Source organism: Polynucleobacter sp. (assembly GCF_040400325.1).
GTDB lineage: Bacteria > Pseudomonadota > Gammaproteobacteria > Burkholderiales > Burkholderiaceae > Polynucleobacter.
Genome location: NZ_JBBAQK010000001.1, coordinates 424659 through 444957 on the forward strand (window position 1 = coordinate 424659; position 20299 = coordinate 444957).

A 20299-nucleotide genomic window follows, 5' to 3' on the forward strand; every position below is an offset into this window, starting at 1 on the left:
CAAAGGAGGGTGCAATAAATATTAAAGTATGATAGTTTAGAACCTTTGTTGGGGTTAAGAACTACCGCCACCATCAATTTCTATTGTTTTACCTGAAATAAAATCACATAATATTATCGTTTCAACTAGCTTAGCGAGTTCGTATGGCCTCCCAGCTCTCTTTGCAAGTGTGAAAGAGATCATTTTATTTCTGTCCTCTTCCTCGAGATTGAGAGCCATTGGGGTATCAAAAATACCCGGGGAGATTCCAACAACACGGATTCCATATTCTGAAAATTCTTTAGCCCAACTACTTGTTAGCGCATTCAATCCTGCTTTAGAGGCAGAATAAGCACTTTGTCCGCTATTGCCCTTGGCGGACATAGATGAAATATTAATAATCAAGTTTGATTGCGTTCCTGATGGTAGCCAATGCAGCAAAATCTCGCGTGTCATTAACATTGGTCCTGTCAAATTAGTATCAATCACCGATGCCCATTGGGCTAAAGGAAGGCCAATGCATTCGCCATTAGGATCAAGTTGAGCTAATTTTCCATCGCGAAGAATGCCGGCGTTATTAACTAAGACATTGCAAGAGCCCAACTGCTGATACGCAAGATTAATGCAACTTTTGACATCACCCTCTTGAGTAATGTCACAAAACGTAGTTAATAAGGACTCCTTAAATTCTGAGCATTGAACAGCTAAGTCATTTAAGCCATCTTCTTTAACATCGCAAGCCAATACTTTAGCACCTTTCTGCAAAAGGTCTAATACTATTGCTCTGCCTATACCGCCAGCAGCTCCAGTGATGATTGCAGTTACTTCATTAATGAACATTTTTTACCTGATTTTTGAAATGGTGGGTGATATGGTCTGCTACTATCTTGGAGTATTTTTCATCCACCATTTGTGAGTGTATAGAATTTAATTTAACAATATCAATCGTAGAATTGGTATATGGGGACCATTCAGTTTCTGAGCCATTCTTAGTATCTTCTGCCGCGAAAAACAGAATAGAGGCGGCACATTTTCTAAATGTATGATGATTTAGTCGCGTAACTGATAGTGCAAATTGATTGAGACTTCTTTCAATCCAGGATAAGGGTGTATCCTCTGAAATATGACCGTTATTCACTAGAATTTTCTTAGCCAAGATTAATCGTTCAGCAAATTTTTCTGGAATATCCTCGGGATTAAGTTCAAGTGATTGACTGGAATTGCTATGCTCCTTGATCAGTTCGAACAAAATGACATCAATGCTGGGTTCAGCATCATTTATTTCGTGCTTAGCTGGAGAATCCAAAAGGATTAATTGGCTTATAGGATGACCCAACTCCTCAAGAACTACTGCCATTTCTTGGGCAATAACACCACCAATTGACCATCCAAGCAATCTAAATGGCCCTGATGGTTGAATTTCCAATATCGATTTGATATAGTTTTTAGCCATTTCAGAGATAGAGGAGTCGGGATTTTCCCCAGGCTCTAGACCTTTGGCCTGTAGGGCCCATACCGGTTGATCTTTTCCTAATGCATTTGAAAGGTGCTTATAAACCATACCATAACCGCCAGCAGGATGAATACAAAACAGTGGCGATTGACTTCCATCTGCATTTAGTGGCAATACCTTTGCTTTTTCAATTTTATGTTCAATTCCTTCATTTATATAATTTGCCAATGCTTCAGGACTGGGGTGCGAGAACACAATGCGTACTGGGATTTCTTTGTCAATTGATGATAATAATCTTGACACAAGTTTGATGGCTGATAAAGAATGGCCGCCTAAGTCAAAGAAATTATCTTTAATCCCTACCGTATTAGTCCCTGTGATTTCAGAATAAATTTGGCAGATTAATTTTTCTAATGGTGTATTGGGTTCTATGTAGTTAGAGCTGGATTTATTGATCGTAGGTAAGGGTAGGGAATCAAAATCGATTTTCCCATTTGCTGTAAGCGGAATCTTTGCTACTTCAATGAAGGCAGATGGAATCATATAGTCCGGCAATTTTGTTTGCAACTTTGACTTAATCTCAGATTCATTTAAAAGAGAAGATGAATTTCGAGGTGAGTAGTATGCGATGATGCGTAACTCATCTAAAATCATTTGGGGGTATATCACGATTTGAGTCATTTGATTGGAGAAAAGATCGGCTAGGATTGCTTCAATTTCTCCCAGTTCAATTCTGTAACCACGTAACTTTATTTGCCTATCTACGCGGCCAATAAATTCGAGGTTACCATCATGATGTCTTTTGACTAAATCACCAGTCTTATACATCCTTTTGGATTCATTATTATCACTATCTAGATTAAAAGGACAGGGCAAAAATGATTGAGAAGTTAAAGAAGGCTTCTCATAATATCCCCTTGCAATTCCAATCCCGGATATATAAAGCTCACCAATAACACCATCAGGAACAAGATCTAGATACTGATCTAAGATGTAAGTCTGCACATTTGCTATTGGATTTCCAATTGGTGCATTTCCGCATTTCAAGCTATTGAGATTAATTTCATCCAAGGGCTTACTTATCGTGGCACAAACGCTTGCCTCAGTTGGCCCATAAGCATTAACCATTCTCAAGCTGTTTGAATATTTTTTGGCAACCAGCAGTGGACATGCTTCGCCAGCTACTGCCAGATTTTTTAACAATTCCAGTGATCCTAAGTCCAAAGCTTCGAGCAGTGATGGAGGTAGGGTGATATGGGTAATTGAGTAATGTTTGATGTAATTTGGTATAGCAAAGGCAGTATCCATTCGCATCTCTCTAGAGGGCATTACAAGCGTTGCTTTAGCATAAAAGGCAGAAAAAATCTCTTGTATGCTTCCATCAAAGACTAAGGAGGCAAATTGTAATACTCGATCATTTGAATGAATATCAAAAGCGATGGTTTTTTCTCTAGCCATATTAATCACTCCAAGGTGGGGAACGGCTACACCTTTTGGAATACCAGTGCTACCAGAGGTATAAATGATGTAGGCAAGTTGCCCAGAATGAATTTGAGAGAAGTTATTGCATTGAGGACTTACATTTACTTTATCTAGCCCCCAATTATTTACAGTATTCGATTTTTGCGAAAGATTAAGAATCTGTATTGCAGGAAGAATATTTACTAATTCATCATGTATTAAATGGTCTATGATGTCATCTATGATGACTAAAGTCGTTTGACTATCCATGAGCATAAATCGAATTCTCTCAATCGGATATTCGTGACTAAGGGGAAGATAAACATTTCCTGTTTTTAGAATTGCGAGCATACAGATAATAAAATCAGGAGATCGATCTAAAAGGACAGCTATTGTATTTTCTGAACCGGAAACATGCCGTCTAATTTGGTCAGCGAGAGTATTTGCTTTTTTGTCAAGATCTTCGTAGGTATAACTGGTATCCTCCGTTAATATTGCAATTGTATTTGGAGAGTAATGCAGGCTACGCTCAAAGAGTTCAACAAGGTTGGCGGGTTCATGCGCCATATCAATATTTTTTCCTATAGAACTAATTAGGACTTGTTTTCTCAATTTATTATTTAATAAGGTGAGTGTATTGATCGAGGCATTTGAGTCTAGTGCTATTTGGTCAAGTATATGTATTAAAAAATCGGCCCATTGAACCACTGATTCATATTCAAATAGATCGGCATCATATTCGAATGCCCCCATAAGTTGACCAGTTTTTACATTTGAAAAGTGGAGCGTTATATCCGTTTTTGCAGTTGGAATGGAAATTGCTTCAGGGATAATTTCAAGATCGGGTAAACGTAATTCAATATCTGCATCTTCTTGAAAAGCAAACATAGCCTGGAACAAGGGAGTATGCGAAAGGGACCTCTCTAAATTCAGTTCTTCTATTACTTTTTCAAAGGGAAGATCTTGATCAGCTAAAGCGTTTTCAACCTCATACTTAGCGAGATCAAAAAGTGAACTAATACTTAAATTCTTTTCAATTGAAAGAGGGATCGCGATTGTGTTAATTAGAAAGCCAATAAGATCTTCAGTTTCATGAACATTTCTCCCTGAAACTGCAGTTCCAATCACTACTGTATCTTGCCCAGAAAGTCTATAAAGCAGTAGACCATAAATGCCAATAAGGAGAGAAAAAAGAGTCATCTTTTTTGTTGATGCAATTTGCTTCAGTGCTTTCGTAGTCTCTACAGAAATCTGAATAGGCACTATTCCCGCAGTACGCTTTCTGTCTGGATTGCGTTGAAAATCTAAGGGCAGGGATAGGCAATCCGGAGCTGTTGAGAAACGTTTTTTAGCGCGCTCTATTTTTTCACCCAATCCGTCAAGCACTTCACCTTGTTGCCAAAATGCCCAATCATAGTATTGTACTGATAGAGCCCTGAGGCTTGAAGGTCGATTTTCTATGAATGCTGAATAATGCTCAGCTAGTTCACTGGCAATGATTTGCATAGATTTTCCATCACCTACCTGATGATGGAGGGTTAGGACCAAAATATATTCATCTTGATGAATTTTAATTAGCAAGGTGCGTAATGAATAATCTCTTTCTAAAATGAATGGTTTAGAGATTTCATTATCAATTTCAATTTTAAGTTTATTGGGTAGATCTGTACTTGATGTTTTTGATAAATCATGAAGCCTTAATACATCCTCTGGGCTTGGGGAATTCAGAATCCAGCCCTTAGCTTGTCCCAAATGGTCTTTTTTAATTACCGTTCTCAGTGACTGATGTCTCTGATATATACCCGCGAGGGCTCTGCGTAAACTATCAATATCTAATTTTCCGCGAAGTCTAATTGCTTGCGGCATATTATAGGTTGATGATGGTCCTTGCAGTTGGTCTAGTAACCATAGTCTAGCTTGTCCAAAAGATAGACAAACGGTACCGTCTTCAGATATACCTGAATTAGCAATTACAAGATTGCTATAGTCTTCACCATTCTGTTGCAAATATTTAGCAATAGCTTCTGGTGTCGGGTCATCAAATAAAACTTTTAGCGGGATGTTTACTTTAGTTTCATGCTTAATTTTAGTAATTAATTTCATTGCCAAGAGAGAGTGTCCCCCAATAGCAAAAAAATTATCATCAATGTTTATATTTTGGACGCCAATCAGTTCTCTAAATAGCTGACAAATAATCTCTTCATGTTGATTTTGAGGTAGCCTGATATCTCCCTTAGCGGCCCTAGATTGAATAGCAAATTCAGGCTCCGGTAGCCCCTGGCGATCTAATTTACCAGTGGGCGTCAGCGGAAAGCTTGATAACGCAATAATTGCCGAAGGTACCATATGAGGTGGTAATTGCTCTTGCAGATATCGTTTTAGCTCTGACAATAAATTCAGTCGTTTATTAAGTGCTAGTGGATCGCTGTATTGGCTCGGCATTGAGATGCCTAAATTCTTTAAATCAATATGTGCAGTGCCTTGCGGCGCAAATACAAAACATATTTTCCCCATGCTTTCTGGATTATTCAGTGTGGATTCCCTCCAGAAAGAGGCGCAGGGCCGGTTGAGCTCATCCCCAATCTGATAGAGCCGAGTCACATCAGAGTATCTAGCATTTTTAATTGGAATAAACTCTAAGTCATAAAGAGTTGAAATCTCATTACTAACACGCGAATTAATAGCCCCATTAATTACGAGCCACTTATGAGGATTGGCAAGTAAGATTTGACTAAGAATCTTATACTCCACTTGTAAGTCTTCATAATAAGTGACAGCATCTTTTGCAATTACTTCCTTAATCTGATCTAATTTTAAAACCACGTCATAACGAAATCTAGAAAGCTCATTATTAGTATTGGAATCCTTTAGTTTGGGCCATGCAGATGCATTTCTGCTTGCCAACATTACCTCAAGTGCTCCAGGGTCAACTAATAATTCAACTTCTCTATCTTTTGAAAGAATTAGACGTTTTTTGAGTGTAGATAGTGCAATTGGAGTATTGCCTTGATCAAACAGCGATAAAGATAGGTGGTGCATATCTAGCGTTGCATTGGCTCTTAAGTCACCAATAAAAATATGTCCATTTGGGCGAACTAACTTAGCTGCTTGAACAAGTGTATCTCTCAGATAATCTTTTGATGGAAAATACTGGGCTACAGAGTTAATAATCACTAGGTCATACATTTCTTCAGATGACCCAAAAGATGGGGCATTCAATATATCGCTAGCAGATCCTATTGCTAATGAAACGTGCGACCAGTCTTTTTCGTCAACTTGTTTTCTTAGTTGCTCGATTACTTTTTTAGACATGTCAAAGCCAAAATATCGTTCTACATGTGGCGCTATGCCGGCTAACATCATTCCCGTACCGCAGCCGATTTCAAGCACAGATTCAGGCTTTAATTCCTTAATTCTTTCAAGTGTCTCGTTTAGCCAAATTTCCATTTCACCCCTAGGAATCTCCTGCTTGTCATAGCTAGAGTTCCAACCAGAAAAATCTGGCTTATCTAGAGTGCACTCAGCCTCTGAATAGGTTTCATCGAATGTATTAACCCATCCACTCAATTGATCATTAGAAAGATCCTCCTCTCCCGTCTGTGGTACTACATATGCCAGAATACGGTCATCATCTTCTAAGTTTCTTTGCACTACGATTTCTGCTGCTTGAACATCTGGATGTTTGGAAAGTGCTGCCTGTATATCACCCAACTCAATTCTAAAGCCACGAATTTTGACTTGTTGATCAGCTCTTCTCAGATAAACCAACTCTCCATTCTTGCCAATTCGTGCGAGGTCACCACTTCGGTATGATATGGACTCATTATTTCCATCAAATACTTTCACGAATCTGGCTTTAGTCAAATCATCACGATCTAAGTAACCTTTTGCAACGCCTTCTCCGCCTACCAATATTTCACCCACGCCACCTTCTGGAACATCATGTAAATGCTTATCTACCAATCTCAGGGAGAGATCTGGAATTGGAATACCAATTGGAGATGAGTGAAACTGATCTATATCCTTTAATTTGATCGGTCTATAGGTAACATGTACTGTAGTTTCTGTGATGCCGTACATATTGGTTAGCTGAGGCATTTCATCGCCAAAATATTGAAACCAGTGTCTCAGATTATTTAGATCAAGGGCTTCTCCGCCAAAAACAATATGCCGAAGTTGGAATGAAGGGATGCGTTTAGCCTCGAACAGGCTGGATGAAAATTGCTTAAAAGCGCTTGGAGTCTGACTGAGCATTGTAATTCGACGGGATCTGAGCAGATCAATAAATGCAATAGGATCACGGCTAATTAAATAGGGAACTATTACAAGTCGCCCCCCATAGAGTAATGCCCCAAATATTTCCCACACTGAAAAGTCAAATGCATAGGAATGAAACATTGACCATATATCTTTATCAGAGAATTTGAACCAATGATTAGTAGATTCAAATAGTCTTGACACATTCTTATGTGAGACCATGACACCTTTTGGTCTGCCAGTAGACCCAGAGGTGAATAAAATATAGGCGTTATCTTCAACAGAGAGTTGAAGATCTTTAAGTAGTTTTTTGTTGCATTTGATTTTCCGCAGTTGATTAATATTATTCCACTGCAACGATTCTGGGAAGAGATTTATTGCCTGAACGGCCTCATTGCCTAGGCAAATTTTTAAATGCGCATCTTCAATCATCATTAATAAGCGCTCTTGGGGGTACTCGGGATCCAGAGGAATATAAGCAGCGCCTGCTTTAAGGGTTCCTATCATCGATGCGATTAAAGCGATGGATCGTTTATAGCTGATACCCACTAGGTCATTGGGTTTAATTCCTTGCTCAATAAGCATCGCTGCAATTGCATCGGACCAATCGTCTAACTCTTGGTAACTAATTCGGTCCTCTTCATATTCGACTGCAATTTTTGAGCTAAATTGGCTCGCAATCTCTCTAAATCGGTTATCAAGTCGAAATGAATGAATCGGATTGATATTCGAGATTGGAAATAGCGGTTTTGCAGCCACATCCAATAACTCAACATTTGTATCAGGTGCTTGAACTGCATTACTAAGAAGGGTATTAAAAGTCTTAGAAAAACTTTCCATCGTCTCTTTGGAAAATAAATCTGATTTCCAAAGAAGCGTTCCTGTAAAGCAATTTTCATTCGGACGCATGAGGAGTTCTATATCAAATCGAGCAGCCGTTTGCTCAGCAATTTGTTCAACAGTACAGTCTTGAAAAATCTTAAAAGATTTATGACTCTTCTCCCCGAAAAGCGAAAGTGAGACTTGAAAGACAGGATGTCTAGTGCTATCGGGATTAAGTCTAAGTGCTTTTACAACATCTGTAAAAGATACATCGGCCTCGTTTACAGCAGATATAGTCGTATCTTTAAACCTTCTTACTAAAGATCTAAAGCTTGGATTTTCAGTGAGATCACACTTTAAAACAAGCATAGATACAAAGTAACCAATCACGCCTTTTAAATTTGGATCTCCTCGATCAATAAAGGAGGTGCCTAACGCAAACTCTTTCTGCATCGTAAAGCGAGAGAGGGTGGCTGAAAAGGCGGCAGCAAGAACCATAAATGCAGATGATTGTTCTTCTTGAGATAGCTTATAAATTAGTGTAGCAACATCTTTTTCAATGCTGATGGTGAGTACTTCCCCTTTTGAAGAGGCGATTGAGGGTCTTGAAAAATCAGTGGATAGATCAATAGGTTCAATTCTTGCTAGTCTGTTTACTGAGGTACTCACTAAATTACGATATTCTTCATGACTAGTTTCAGTTTTTTTTTGCTCAACAAACTCAGCAAATTGAATTTTTAATGGCTCGAGCGTTTCTCCGTTATAGATTCTGTCGATATCACTAATGAGAATATCGATTGAAAAAGCATCAATGATTATGTGGTGAATGGAAAATGAAAAAATATATTCATTTTCACTAATTTGAAAAACTCTAATCCGAATTGGTAAGGTACTTGTGAGATCAAAATAGTAGTCCGATTCTTGTGAAAGCTTCTGTTTAATGATGTTCTGATTATTAGGAATGATAGAAAATTCGTAAGCACTAGAAATATCTTGCATCGGTTCTTGCCAGACAATTCCTTGGTCATCGACATTAAATACCATGCGAAGTGCTTCATGGCGTTGAACTACCTGTAGCACTGCATTTTGTAGCTTCGCATTATCAAGGTTTCCTATGACCTTAAAGGCAGAAAAAATAGTATAGGCAGTAGATCCTTGATTCAGCTTATGAATAAAGTACAAGGCCTCTTGAGCAGGGCTTAAAAGTCTCTTTACGCTTAAGCCTGAGGAAGCTTTGTGAGTGGTTTCTAATCCACCAGATTCATGCTTATTTCCTTCGAATTCACTCAGTAGACTATCAAAGTCATCATCAAATAGTTCATCCGAAGAATGATCATCCTCAATTAAGTTTTTGGATTTATTCTTATTCATTTTTTTCACTAATTATTCAGGCCGTGATTTTTTATAGCTGCTTTTTGCTCTTTTTTGGCTATTGAGAGTTTGATAAAAGCCTTAGCAGTTTCCAGAGCCACGCCTTTCTGATTCTCCTTTTGCAGGATTAATTCCTTGATATGAGCAGCGGACCCTAATTCAAAGATGCTGCCTAGAGGTAGATTCATTTTAAAAAGACGCTCTAGCCTTCCACGAATGATAGTTGCAGATAGTGAGTTACCGCCATATTCCATGAAATGGTCATCTGGCCCCATTTCAGATGAGGAGAGTGTGTTAATTAGGATGGATAAAACAACCTTTTCTAGCTCATCTTTGGCGATTCGTTTATTAGCATTACCGAGCGAATTTGGAAGAGAAAGGGCATTAGAGTTTACTTTGCCGTTAGCAGTTAGCGGAATTTCATCAACAAAGATGATATGTCTGGGCACCATATAGTTTGGTAATTTACTGGCTATATGGTCTAGGATTACCTTTTCTCTAACAGATGATTTATCTTGATTTATCACCCAGGCAACTAACATGGGTGCTGATAGATGGCTTACTACAAGGGCAACGGCATCCTTAATGCTGTCTAGACTCCTGATGACAGATTCAATTTCGCCAAGCTCTATGCGAAAACCATTGATTTTTATCTGTTTATCTAGCCTGCCTAAAATGACTATATTGCCGTCTTCAGTCCAGTAAGCCTGGTCTCCAGTTCTATATAAGGTTTCCCCTGTGGAAAATTGATTTGGAATGAATGATTGTGCTGTGAGTCCTGGCTTAGCAATATAGCCCCTAGAAATTCCTTTACCTGCAATACAGAGCTCGCCTATCGCACCAGGTAAGGTCATATCCCCATTCTTACTCAAAATAATAAATTCTGTATTTGCGATTGGTTTTCCAGCCGTAATTTCCTGTGAGGATAATTTGCAGGTGCTTGACCAAATCGTAGTTTCAGTTGGTCCGTAAAGATTCCATACCTCTTGAAATGAATCCTTCATCCAATGCGCTAGATCCCTTGGAAATGCTTCTCCGCCGCACCATGCCCGTAATTTTGGAAGCTTTGTCTGTACGGCTTGAAGTATTTTCCAGGTAGAAGGGGTTGCTTGCATAATATTGATGTAATGATCTTCTAGGTATTTCTTTAAATCATTTCCATCCTTGGCTGTCTCTTTGCTAACGAGGTGAACGCAAGCACCTACAGTCAGTGGTCCGAAAATCTCCAGAAGAGAGATATCAAACGAAATAGTCGTAACTGAGGCTAACTGATCGCCTTCATAGATGCCAGGGAATTTAACAAAATAGGTGAGCGCATTAGAAAATGCTCCATTTGAAATTTGGACACCCTTAGGTCTCCCTGTTGAGCCCGAAGTAAATAGGACATAGGCTAGGGCCATTTCAGGCACTTTAAGTTCAGGCTCGTAAAATTCTACACAATTTTTATTCTCTAGGATCTCCTCAATACATATATGTGGACGATTTAGTAAGGCGGGATGATCTAAGCAAGTTTTCTCAACAAGAATTAGCGAGGGAGTTGCGTCTTCAATAATTGTGTTTAATCGTGCCGCTGGAAAGTTGGGGTCGAGAGGTATAAATGCTGCACCTGCGTATTGGACACCTAGCATCCCTATAACTGTATTAATTTTATGATGACCTAAAACGCAGATTCTATCCTCATAACCAAAGTCTTGATGCTTAATACGAGCACTGATTTTCAATGAGCTTGCAACTAGATCACCATAAGTAATGCTTTTTAAGCTCGATTCTTCTTGTAATGCAATACGCTTAGGATCTAATGCAGCTTGTTGGTAAATGCTCTCTGCAGGGGTAACTAAATTTAATTCTTTTGCACCAGAACCCCATTTGAGGAGATTTAATTTACTCGTAGATTCAGTTAAATTGGTTGTGCAGATATTTTTATTTTCATTTTTGCTCCAATAATTCATGGAAGAGATGATTGCCTCTAAAATTATATGAACAAGATTAGAAGAAATTTTTTGGCGATCGTATCTTAAAGTAAGCGCTATCGTTTCTTTATCATCCACATATAAAGATAGTGGGTATTCATTTTTTTCAATAGTCTCTGCAGCAGTAATCTTTAGAGAGTCACTTTGTTCTACTATATTTTTTTCTATTGGATAGTTCTGAAAAACAACAATGCTATCAAATAGGGGTTTTGATTGATTGACCCACATTTGAATGTCGGAAAGCGAATCTTGGGGTACTGTATTCAAATCAGCAAGATTTTCTTGTATCTCTTTAAGCCAAGAAGCCACTGATTGATCTGTTTTGCAATTGACATAGAGAGGTAAGGTATTGATGAACATCCCAACCCAAAGTTCGGATCCCTGCAATTCAGATGGTCGACCAGATATAGTTACGCCATGTACCGCATCATCACGGTCTAATAAGTTTGCCAATGTATACGACCATGCAGCATTAATAAAGGCAGAAAGTGTTAATCCGTTGCGCTTTAAAAAATTTCGAATATTGTTGGTGAGTGGCAGAGGCATTTTCCACTCTAAAACCTCGCTAACATTTGTAACTTCTTGAGTACTTTGATTTTGAGTGTGTGGAAGTTGAGCAACGAGGCAGGATCCCTGTATATTTTCAAAACGTTGACGCCAAGTAACAGATTTTTCTTGAGCACTTATTAACGTTTTTTGTCTAGTTAACCAGTCCCAAAAGATAGAGTGTGAGGCAGGGGTTGTGATTTCTACACCTGCCAATTTTTTACCTAAATCGTTAATAATGATGGGTACGGACCATCCGTCAAGAATTAAATGATGATGGGTCCAAAGCAGCTTCCACTGATTGGCCGTAATTTTGGCTATGGTTGTTCTTGCTAGGGGAGCATTTTGAATTTGAAAGCCTAATTTTCTATCATTTGTAACGGTTTCAGTCCATTTTGTAGCGGGATCTGCAATATGACTAAAATCATATACAAGATGTTGCATTTGAGTCGATGGGTAAACAATTTGTGCATAAGAGCCATCTTCAGATTGAATGATTGCAGTCCTAAGGGACTCATGAATATTTGCTACTTCATTAAATGCATTTGCAATATGTTCTGGATTGAGATCTCCTTCAATATTGAATTCAATTTGCTGAATATACTTTCCTGAAGATTCGCCTTCAAGTTCATGCCTGTAAGCAAGACCTTGTTGTACTGGTGTGGTTGGTAATATCTTTTCAAAATTTCCAGCTTGCTCGATGAAGTTATGAAATTGATTTGAATCATTTGAGCCCAACCAAGGTATATCTGAAGGAATCCAGGATGCATGAGCGATCTTCAATGGTGCGTTGATGAGTACGTCTAAGGATTCGTTAATTCTTTGAATTAGTATGTCAAATTGAACTTGATTAATAAATAGTGGGTCAGCAGAGAGACTAATGCGTAATTCGCCTTGATCAATTAGGCCTACAAGCTCTAGTAGGGAAGTTCTGGGATTGGACGGATGGGTTGTTGGGCCTACATCTATGCCTAAAGGCTCAAAAGCACTATTAGGCTCAAAACTACTATCAAACCTTCCCAACCAATTAATCAATATAGAAGGTACTGCCGGATTTCCAATGCTTGGATCAGTGGATATAGCAGTAAACCAATCCATATCTGGTAGGCTGAATATAGATCTTTTAAGGTCTTGGATTGCTTGAACCGGATCCTTATTTGGCTTAAGAAAAAATGGATACATTTTTGTAAACCAACCAATAGTTTGATCAAGCGAAGAGTTGGAGTCGATATCCCTCCCATGTCTTTCAATCGCAACCGTAAGCTCATTTTGGAAAAATTCTGAGAGTGAGTTTGATAGTGCAGTTATTAATAGCACTTCCACATTTGCAGACCAGTTTTCTGTAGTATTTTGATAAAAGGTAGAGGTCAGAGCCGGTAATAATTTGATTGAACCAATTATTGATTCAGCTGCAATGGAATTTGGCAAAATTGGGTTTAGAGCTCCTGCTTGCTTAGAGAATAATCTCCAGTGCTCTAGGCCCTCAATATCAGCCGTCTTCATTTCTAGATATGAGGCTACCGATGCAGAGCTTGGTCCCGCTATCGGTAATGATTTTTGATCCATCAATGTATTGAGGTCATCAAAAATGACGCGCCAAGAAACTCCATCTGTTGCAATATGGTGAATTGCGATGATTAAAGTATTAACATTTTGATCTTGATCTTTTTCTATGACGGCACCCCAAATAGGACCCTCAACAAGACTTAAATTCTCTTGAACAATTTGAGTTGCTTTTTTTAAAAACTCTAGAGATGACCCTTCTTTATCTTTTTCAATGATTTGGAGGTAAGGATTGCCATCCCCATCTGATGCATGCAAAGTTCCTGATTCCGTAGTGATGCGCATACTAAGCGCCCTATGTCTAGTTCCAAGAGTAGTCAAAAATGTAATTATCTCCAACGCAGGAATTTTTTTGCGTAATTTGAGACTTACAACCTGGTTCCACCAATTAGCTTCTGGTAGATTAAGTGAGAAAAACCATTTCTGTGCAGGCAAAAGTGGGTAATTGCCTGGCATTGGTTCTACATAAGTGCTTGTATTCGAGTAGTTCAGGGATCCAATTGCCCTGATGGTGCGATATTTAAAGATATCCCTTGGTGTTAATTCCAACGATTCTTTCCGTGCCCTAGCCACTAACTGCATCGCACTGATGCTATCTAATCCTAAGGTGAAGAGGTCATCATCAAGATGCACTTTTGATTCAATTAAAGTTTGCGCAAGGGAGAGCAATTTTTCTTGCTTCTCAGAAATTCCTACAAAATAATAATCTGTAGATTGATCAATTTTTTCTGTATCCTTGGTGTCAAGGCTTAGAAGTATCAAGGCATTTCGATCAGTTTTTCCACTTGCTAGAGTAGGCCATATCGGGATAGATCTATAAATTCCTGGGATCATATACTCAGGCAATGACTTGGCGAGCTCTTCGCGAATCATTTGAGTATCTATTTTCTTGGTATCCCGCTCTTCAATATAGGCAATCAAGCGAGAATAATTATCAAGTTGCTCTGATTCAATAGCAATTCTTTGGCCTGGAATCAATTGCGATAGTCTGTTTTCAATCTCAGCAGGCTCGATACGATTTCCGCCAATTTTTAATTGACGATCAGATCTGCCTTGATACAGAAGCTTGCCATCAGGGAGTAGACTTACTAAATCACCAGTTTTGAAGAAGATCGAGTCAGATCCACTTTGCGGGTATTGAATGAAGCGCTCTCTTGTTAGATCTGGAAGATGTAAATATCCCAAGGCAGGGGGTGTGCCGCCGATAATAAGTTCACCCACTACTCCAGTTGGAACCTGAACCAATTCTTCATTTACAACAACAGCAATTGCGCCCGAAATAGGTCTTCCAATTGGTATTTGTGAGATAAATGGGTTCAGTTCATTATTCTTAACAATTTCAAAAGTGCATTGAACTGTTGTTTCACTTGGGCCATATAGATTAATTATTTCAATAGAAATCAGATCTAAGATGCCTTTAACTAAATCGGCTCTGAGAGGCTCTCCTCCAACAAACAGTTTACGTAGCTTCGTGATTGCCGCTAGGGAATTGCTATCAACCATGGTCTCTAAGATGCTGGGCACCAACTGCAAGATAGTTGCATTTGTAGACTGAATCAATTCAGCAATAGATGTAGGATCTTTTGATGACGATTCTGATGCGATGACTAGTGCTGCCCCTGTCATCAGAGGAGACCAAATTTCCCAGATAGATGCATCAAATACAGGATTAGTCCTATGAATGATTTTTTCGTTTGGTGAAAAATTAAATTCAGAATTCATCCAGCTCATGTGGGATGCAATACTTTTATGACCAACTAAGACCCCTTTTGGCTCACCGGTAGATCCTGAGGTGAAGATGGCATATGCAATCGCATCTCCAGCTATTGGAGCACTTCTGGAAAGTAGTAGTTCTGAAGCTCTGAGCCCATTTAGCTTGCTAGAGTTATCAATTTGATCAATATTTACAGTTGCGAGGGCAATTGTTGATAATTCATGTACATCAAAATTGCTATCCTTAATTAAAATTACTTTGCCTAACTGCTGAACTATTTTTATATTTCTAGCGATGTTAATACTGGGGTCTAGCGAAACAAACCATGCCCCCAGATTCAGTGCAGCAAGCTGGGCTATCACATGGTCTAGGGATCTGGGTAGCAAAATAGCGATTGCCATACCGGGTAATACACCCACCTCGCTCAATAGGGCAGAAAGATTCTCGGCTCTAATTTGTACTTCCTCGGCAGTATATTTCGCTCCGTCATGATCAATAACTGCAATATCTTTAATATTGCTTGTTAAGTTTTTAATTGCTGTTATGTGAATTGGCTCAGGGCTTAAGACAGCCGATGTCAATTGACTTGCTTGATAATTGGGGAGCAGTGGGTCATGGATGCTCGGTAAAGCGTTTGGACTGAGACTAATTTTTTTGATAATTTCAGCAAATCGGTCTGACATCCATTGGATTTGTTTTTCGGTATACCGAGGTCCATATAGAATGCTTATTTCTATTTCATCTGAATGGGGGTTAATGGAGACATTAGCAGTTAAAGGTATCTCAGTTAACCAAGAAAAGTCGACTGCCTCTATAAGTTCAAATTTATTCTCATCTAATATATTTGAGAATAATCTGAAATGTACATAATTAAAATTGGCCTCAAAAGGTCTGATCCCGCCATTCAGTTTTTGAATTTCTGCCAATGGCATTAGTCTATCGTTATATATTTCCGCCTCTGCTAAAAAGGCAGCCCTGGCCATATCAATCCAAGTTCCCTTGGTATTTAGACCAACAGGAATGGTGTTTAGGAATAAACCTAAGGCATCTTTGCTAAGCTCATTTTCCGGCCTCCCATTTACAACTAATCCCACAGCAGAGTAGTTTTTTCCTGATGACCAGGCAAGCAGGTAAGAAAAGGCTGTAAATAGCCAGGCTTTGAGCGGTATTCCGAACTCCTGGGAGATGATTTTTAATCGTTCACTTGTTTCCTTGTCAACTAAAATCTGTTTTTTTCCGCCTTTTGACTTCATTCCAGGCCAAACCGGAAGTTCATAACTCTTAAACTGAGTTAATCGATCACTCCAGCGTTGCTGTGCCTGAGTATCATCAAGAATCTCTATTTCAGATTTAGCTATATGACTTTGCAATGGAGGCGCACTATCTGCGCTCAAGATTTGTTTATTTAATAATGCAAAATAGTATTTGATTAATTCAGAAGTTAAAATCGAAATAGACCATCCATCAATAATCGCATGGTGCGTACATACAATGAAATTAATGACATCATCTTCAGTCTGATAGATGAGGAACTTAGCAAGACCTGGTTTACTAAAATCAAATTTATGCTGCTTCAGCATTTCTAATCCATGCTTAATGGTTTCTCCACGCACCAACTTACTTTCATTTCGGAGATCATGCCAGGTAATATTTGGCTGTACATCTGCATGAATTAACTGAAGCGGTCTTTCAGAATCAAGTGAAAAGCTTGATCTCAGAATTGGATGTTTTTTGTATAAGGAATAAAGAGCTGATTCAAATACAGTTTTGTTTACAGGTAATTTTAGCGAATAGAGCCATGTATCAATATAGTAATTATTATCGTCACCATACTCAGAGTGAAAAATCATGCCGCACTGTATTTTCGTAGCAGGCCATGCATCTACAATATTTTTAGGTATGACTGCTTTTTCCTTATCATTGAGTAACTCAAACTCTTCATATACTTTTGACTTTAGTTGCTCATTAATAGCACCTGAAGGAGTCAGAAACTCTTCATTTTTTCTGGATTGCTCTACCCATGCTGCTAATAGTCTAGGCGTAGGGTGATCAAATAAACGCCTTATTTCAAAAATAATCCCACGCTTTGCTGCCATGGATGCAATGCTTAGACTTCGAATTGAATCTCCACCAAGCGCGAAGTAGTTCTCTTCGGGGTAAACGCTCGCCAAGCCTAATACTGAAGCCCATATTTCACAAATTGCCGTTTCAAGTTCGGAAGTTTTCTCATCGGGTGGAGTTATAGTTTTGCTTACTTCTTGTCTGGTAGCCTTGCCAGCATCTTTGGGGTTTGGCAAATTCTTCTTATCGGCTTTACCATTGTGTGTCAAGGGTATGTTTGGAACCAGAATCAATAACTCCGGAACCATATAATCAGGCAGCCGTTGCTTAAGTCTGGTTTTGAGATTTTCAAAATTACAGCCTGACTCATTGGGCACAATCCAAGCGCAAAGTTGAAGATTGTCTTGAGTCGAGCTATTGCTATTATTCCATGTTCCAACGGCAGCAAATTTCACCTCTTCATCCAAAGAGAGTGCATGCTCAATTTCACCAAGCTCAATCCTAAACCCACGTATTTTTACTTGGTCATCTATCCTACCAAGGTACTCAAGTTCTCCCTCAATAGTGAAGCGTGCGAGGTCTCCAGATCGATACCTTCTTTTTCCCGGATGTAATTCATTTAAATTTGGATAAAATCGAGCGGCAGTTTGCTCTGCTTTATTTAGGTAACCGATCGCAACACCCGAACCACTAACATGTATTTCACCAGCAATACCATTGGGCACGGGAAAGTCATTTTCATCTAGTAATTCGATTTGTAGATGCTTTAGAGGTTTACCAATAAGACTTCCACTTTTAAGCAATATATCATTCCTGGTAATTTGTCTCCAGGTAACATGGACGGTTGTTTCAGTAATGCCATACATGTTAGAGATAATTGGTTGCGTATCTTCATAGCGTTCAAACCAACCAGTCAGCTTTCCTAGGATTAAGGCTTCGCCACCAAAGATAATATGTCTCAGCGAGCTTAATTTTTTATTAAGTGATTTTTCTGCCTCCATGAAGAGTCCAAAAGCAGATGGTGTTTGGCTTAATACGGAAACTTTTTCTTTTTTGCATAGATCAACAAAGGCAATTGGGTCTCTACTTGTTTCATAGGAAACAATCAAACAAGATCCCCCACTGAGTAGAGGGCCAAAAAGCTCCCATACGGAGAAATCGAAAGCAAAAGAGTGAAACATCGTCCAAATGTCATCCGGACCGGTTTGAATATGCTCTTGGCAAGCCTTAAGCAAGGCAAGCACATTACTGTGGGGAATAATCACGCCTTTAGGTTGTCCTGTCGAACCTGAGGTATAAATAATGTAGGCTGGTGCATCTGATCCAACGTCGGCAGGAGCCTCATTGCTGGCAATACCGATGATCAATGATTTTGATGTCACCGTAGGGACATTAAATACCTCTTCAGAATTTTGAACTAATAAATCTGGGCTGCAATCATCTAGGATGATCTTGCGGCGGGTGGCTGGATTGCTGGGATCTAGTGGTATGTATAGCGCTCCCACATAAAGTACACCAAGCATTAAGGCTGGCAAATCCTCATTTCGATCGATGCAAAGAGCTACTTTATCTCCAGATCGAACCCCTAGTTTTGATAAATTACTTGCAACTACGAGAACTTTTTGTAGCAAGTCTTTATAAGTGATGTCTATATCACCAAACTTCACTGCAACATTTTGAGGATAGAGTTTTACCTTTTGAATAAAGCTCGTAATTAGGGGGTTGGATAGATTATGAAAATCATTAATAAATTCTTCATCACCTGAATGGTGACTTGAATAAGCCATTAATAAATTACCAATCTTCTCGCTAGGCTTTTGAATTATCTTTTTGAGAATCCCAATAAAGTTATCTAATATTTGTTGGCCAAAATATTCGCTAACAATGTTTCCATCGCACTGTAAGGAGGTGCTCCACTTATCCCCTGGAACAATTACTAGAGCGGCAGATAAATTTGTTCGCTCATCAGATTGCAGATTAATAAATTTGATAGGTGACTCATCGTGGCTATCTGCTGGAAAGTTCTCAAATGCTACCAAGGTATCAAAAAGAGGATTATTATGATCAGCCAATGCTAGTTTTTGTAGTTGAACAAGATCAGTCTGCTCCCTTAAATCAATTGAGCGAACAATGAGATGTATCTTTTCTAGCAAGGAGATTAAGTTATCCTCGGGACATATCTGAATTCTGATGGGTAAGGTATTCACAAACATACCTACGGCCTTAAGAGCATCGAGAGAGCCAGATCTTCCTGAAACAGTCATTCCAAACGTAATGTCTAGTTTTCCTGTCCAGCGACATAAAACCAATGCCCATGCAGCAAATGCAAAAATACTTTGTGGAATTCGTATCTTTTTAGCAATATCAGAGAGGTTGCTTGAAAGTACAATTGGAAGGTCCATAGATGGGCGATGTGATTTGGTAGCCACATCTTTATGTCTTGGTCCTATGTCTGGTACAGCGGAAGCTTGCCAATGATTGAGATACTGAATCCAAAACTCATCATCACGCGCATCTAGTTTTGGGAGCTTATCTAGTATTACCTTAGGTCCAACAGGCTCGTCGAGATTTGCAGGGAAACCACTAATCAATCCTTTTAGGATTTCCTGTAATTCTGCAATAACAATGGATTGTGACCAGCCATCTAAAATTAAATGATGAATAGTCAATAAAAATTGCCACTCATTTTTGTCTATTTTAATTAATGTGACACGAAGTAATGGTGGTTTTAATGGATTGAAATGGTTTTCTTTATCACTCTCCCTTAGTTCAACTAGATTCAATTGTTGCTGCTCAGGGCTTTTGCTCGATAAATCTATTTTATGTATCGCAAAAGGAATCTCTCTTAAGATTACTTGACGGGGGCTTTTATCAGCTTGAATTATAAAAGCTGTGCGAAAGGTTGCATGTCTTTCGATTAATAACTTCCAGGCTAATTCAAATTGAACAAAAGTAAATTCACCTAAGATATTTCCCCACATTTGGATTAAATAGGGGTCATCGTGGATAGTATCTTTTGCAAGAGCATGAAAGAGCATGCCATTTTGCAATGGTGTTAACGGAAGTATTTCAATTATTTTATTTTTAACGGTATTCATAAAA

General features: G+C 38.8%; 3 protein-coding genes. All 3 read right to left on the reverse strand.

The features are described from left to right. Positions 1 to 54 precede the first annotated feature (54 nt). From ABWP14_RS02190 to ABWP14_RS02200, 3 genes are read right to left on the reverse strand one after another with little or no spacing between them, the layout of a single operon-like run. Complete coding sequence (locus ABWP14_RS02190) at positions 55 to 819, reverse strand: SDR family NAD(P)-dependent oxidoreductase (protein WP_353201328.1); 765 nt, start codon at positions 817 to 819, stop codon at positions 55 to 57. Beyond that, positions 809 to 9343, reverse strand: coding sequence for a non-ribosomal peptide synthetase (locus tag ABWP14_RS02195; RefSeq protein WP_353201329.1), 8535 nt, complete (start codon positions 9341 to 9343; stop codon positions 809 to 811). Before ABWP14_RS02195 ends, ABWP14_RS02190 begins: the two co-directional genes overlap by 11 nt. An 8-nt stretch (positions 9344 to 9351) precedes the next feature. Further along, positions 9352 to 20295 (reverse strand): non-ribosomal peptide synthetase, encoded by a 10944-nt coding sequence (locus tag ABWP14_RS02200; protein ID WP_353201330.1) that lies wholly within the window; start codon positions 20293 to 20295, stop codon positions 9352 to 9354. Positions 20296 to 20299: the final 4 nt, after the last annotated feature.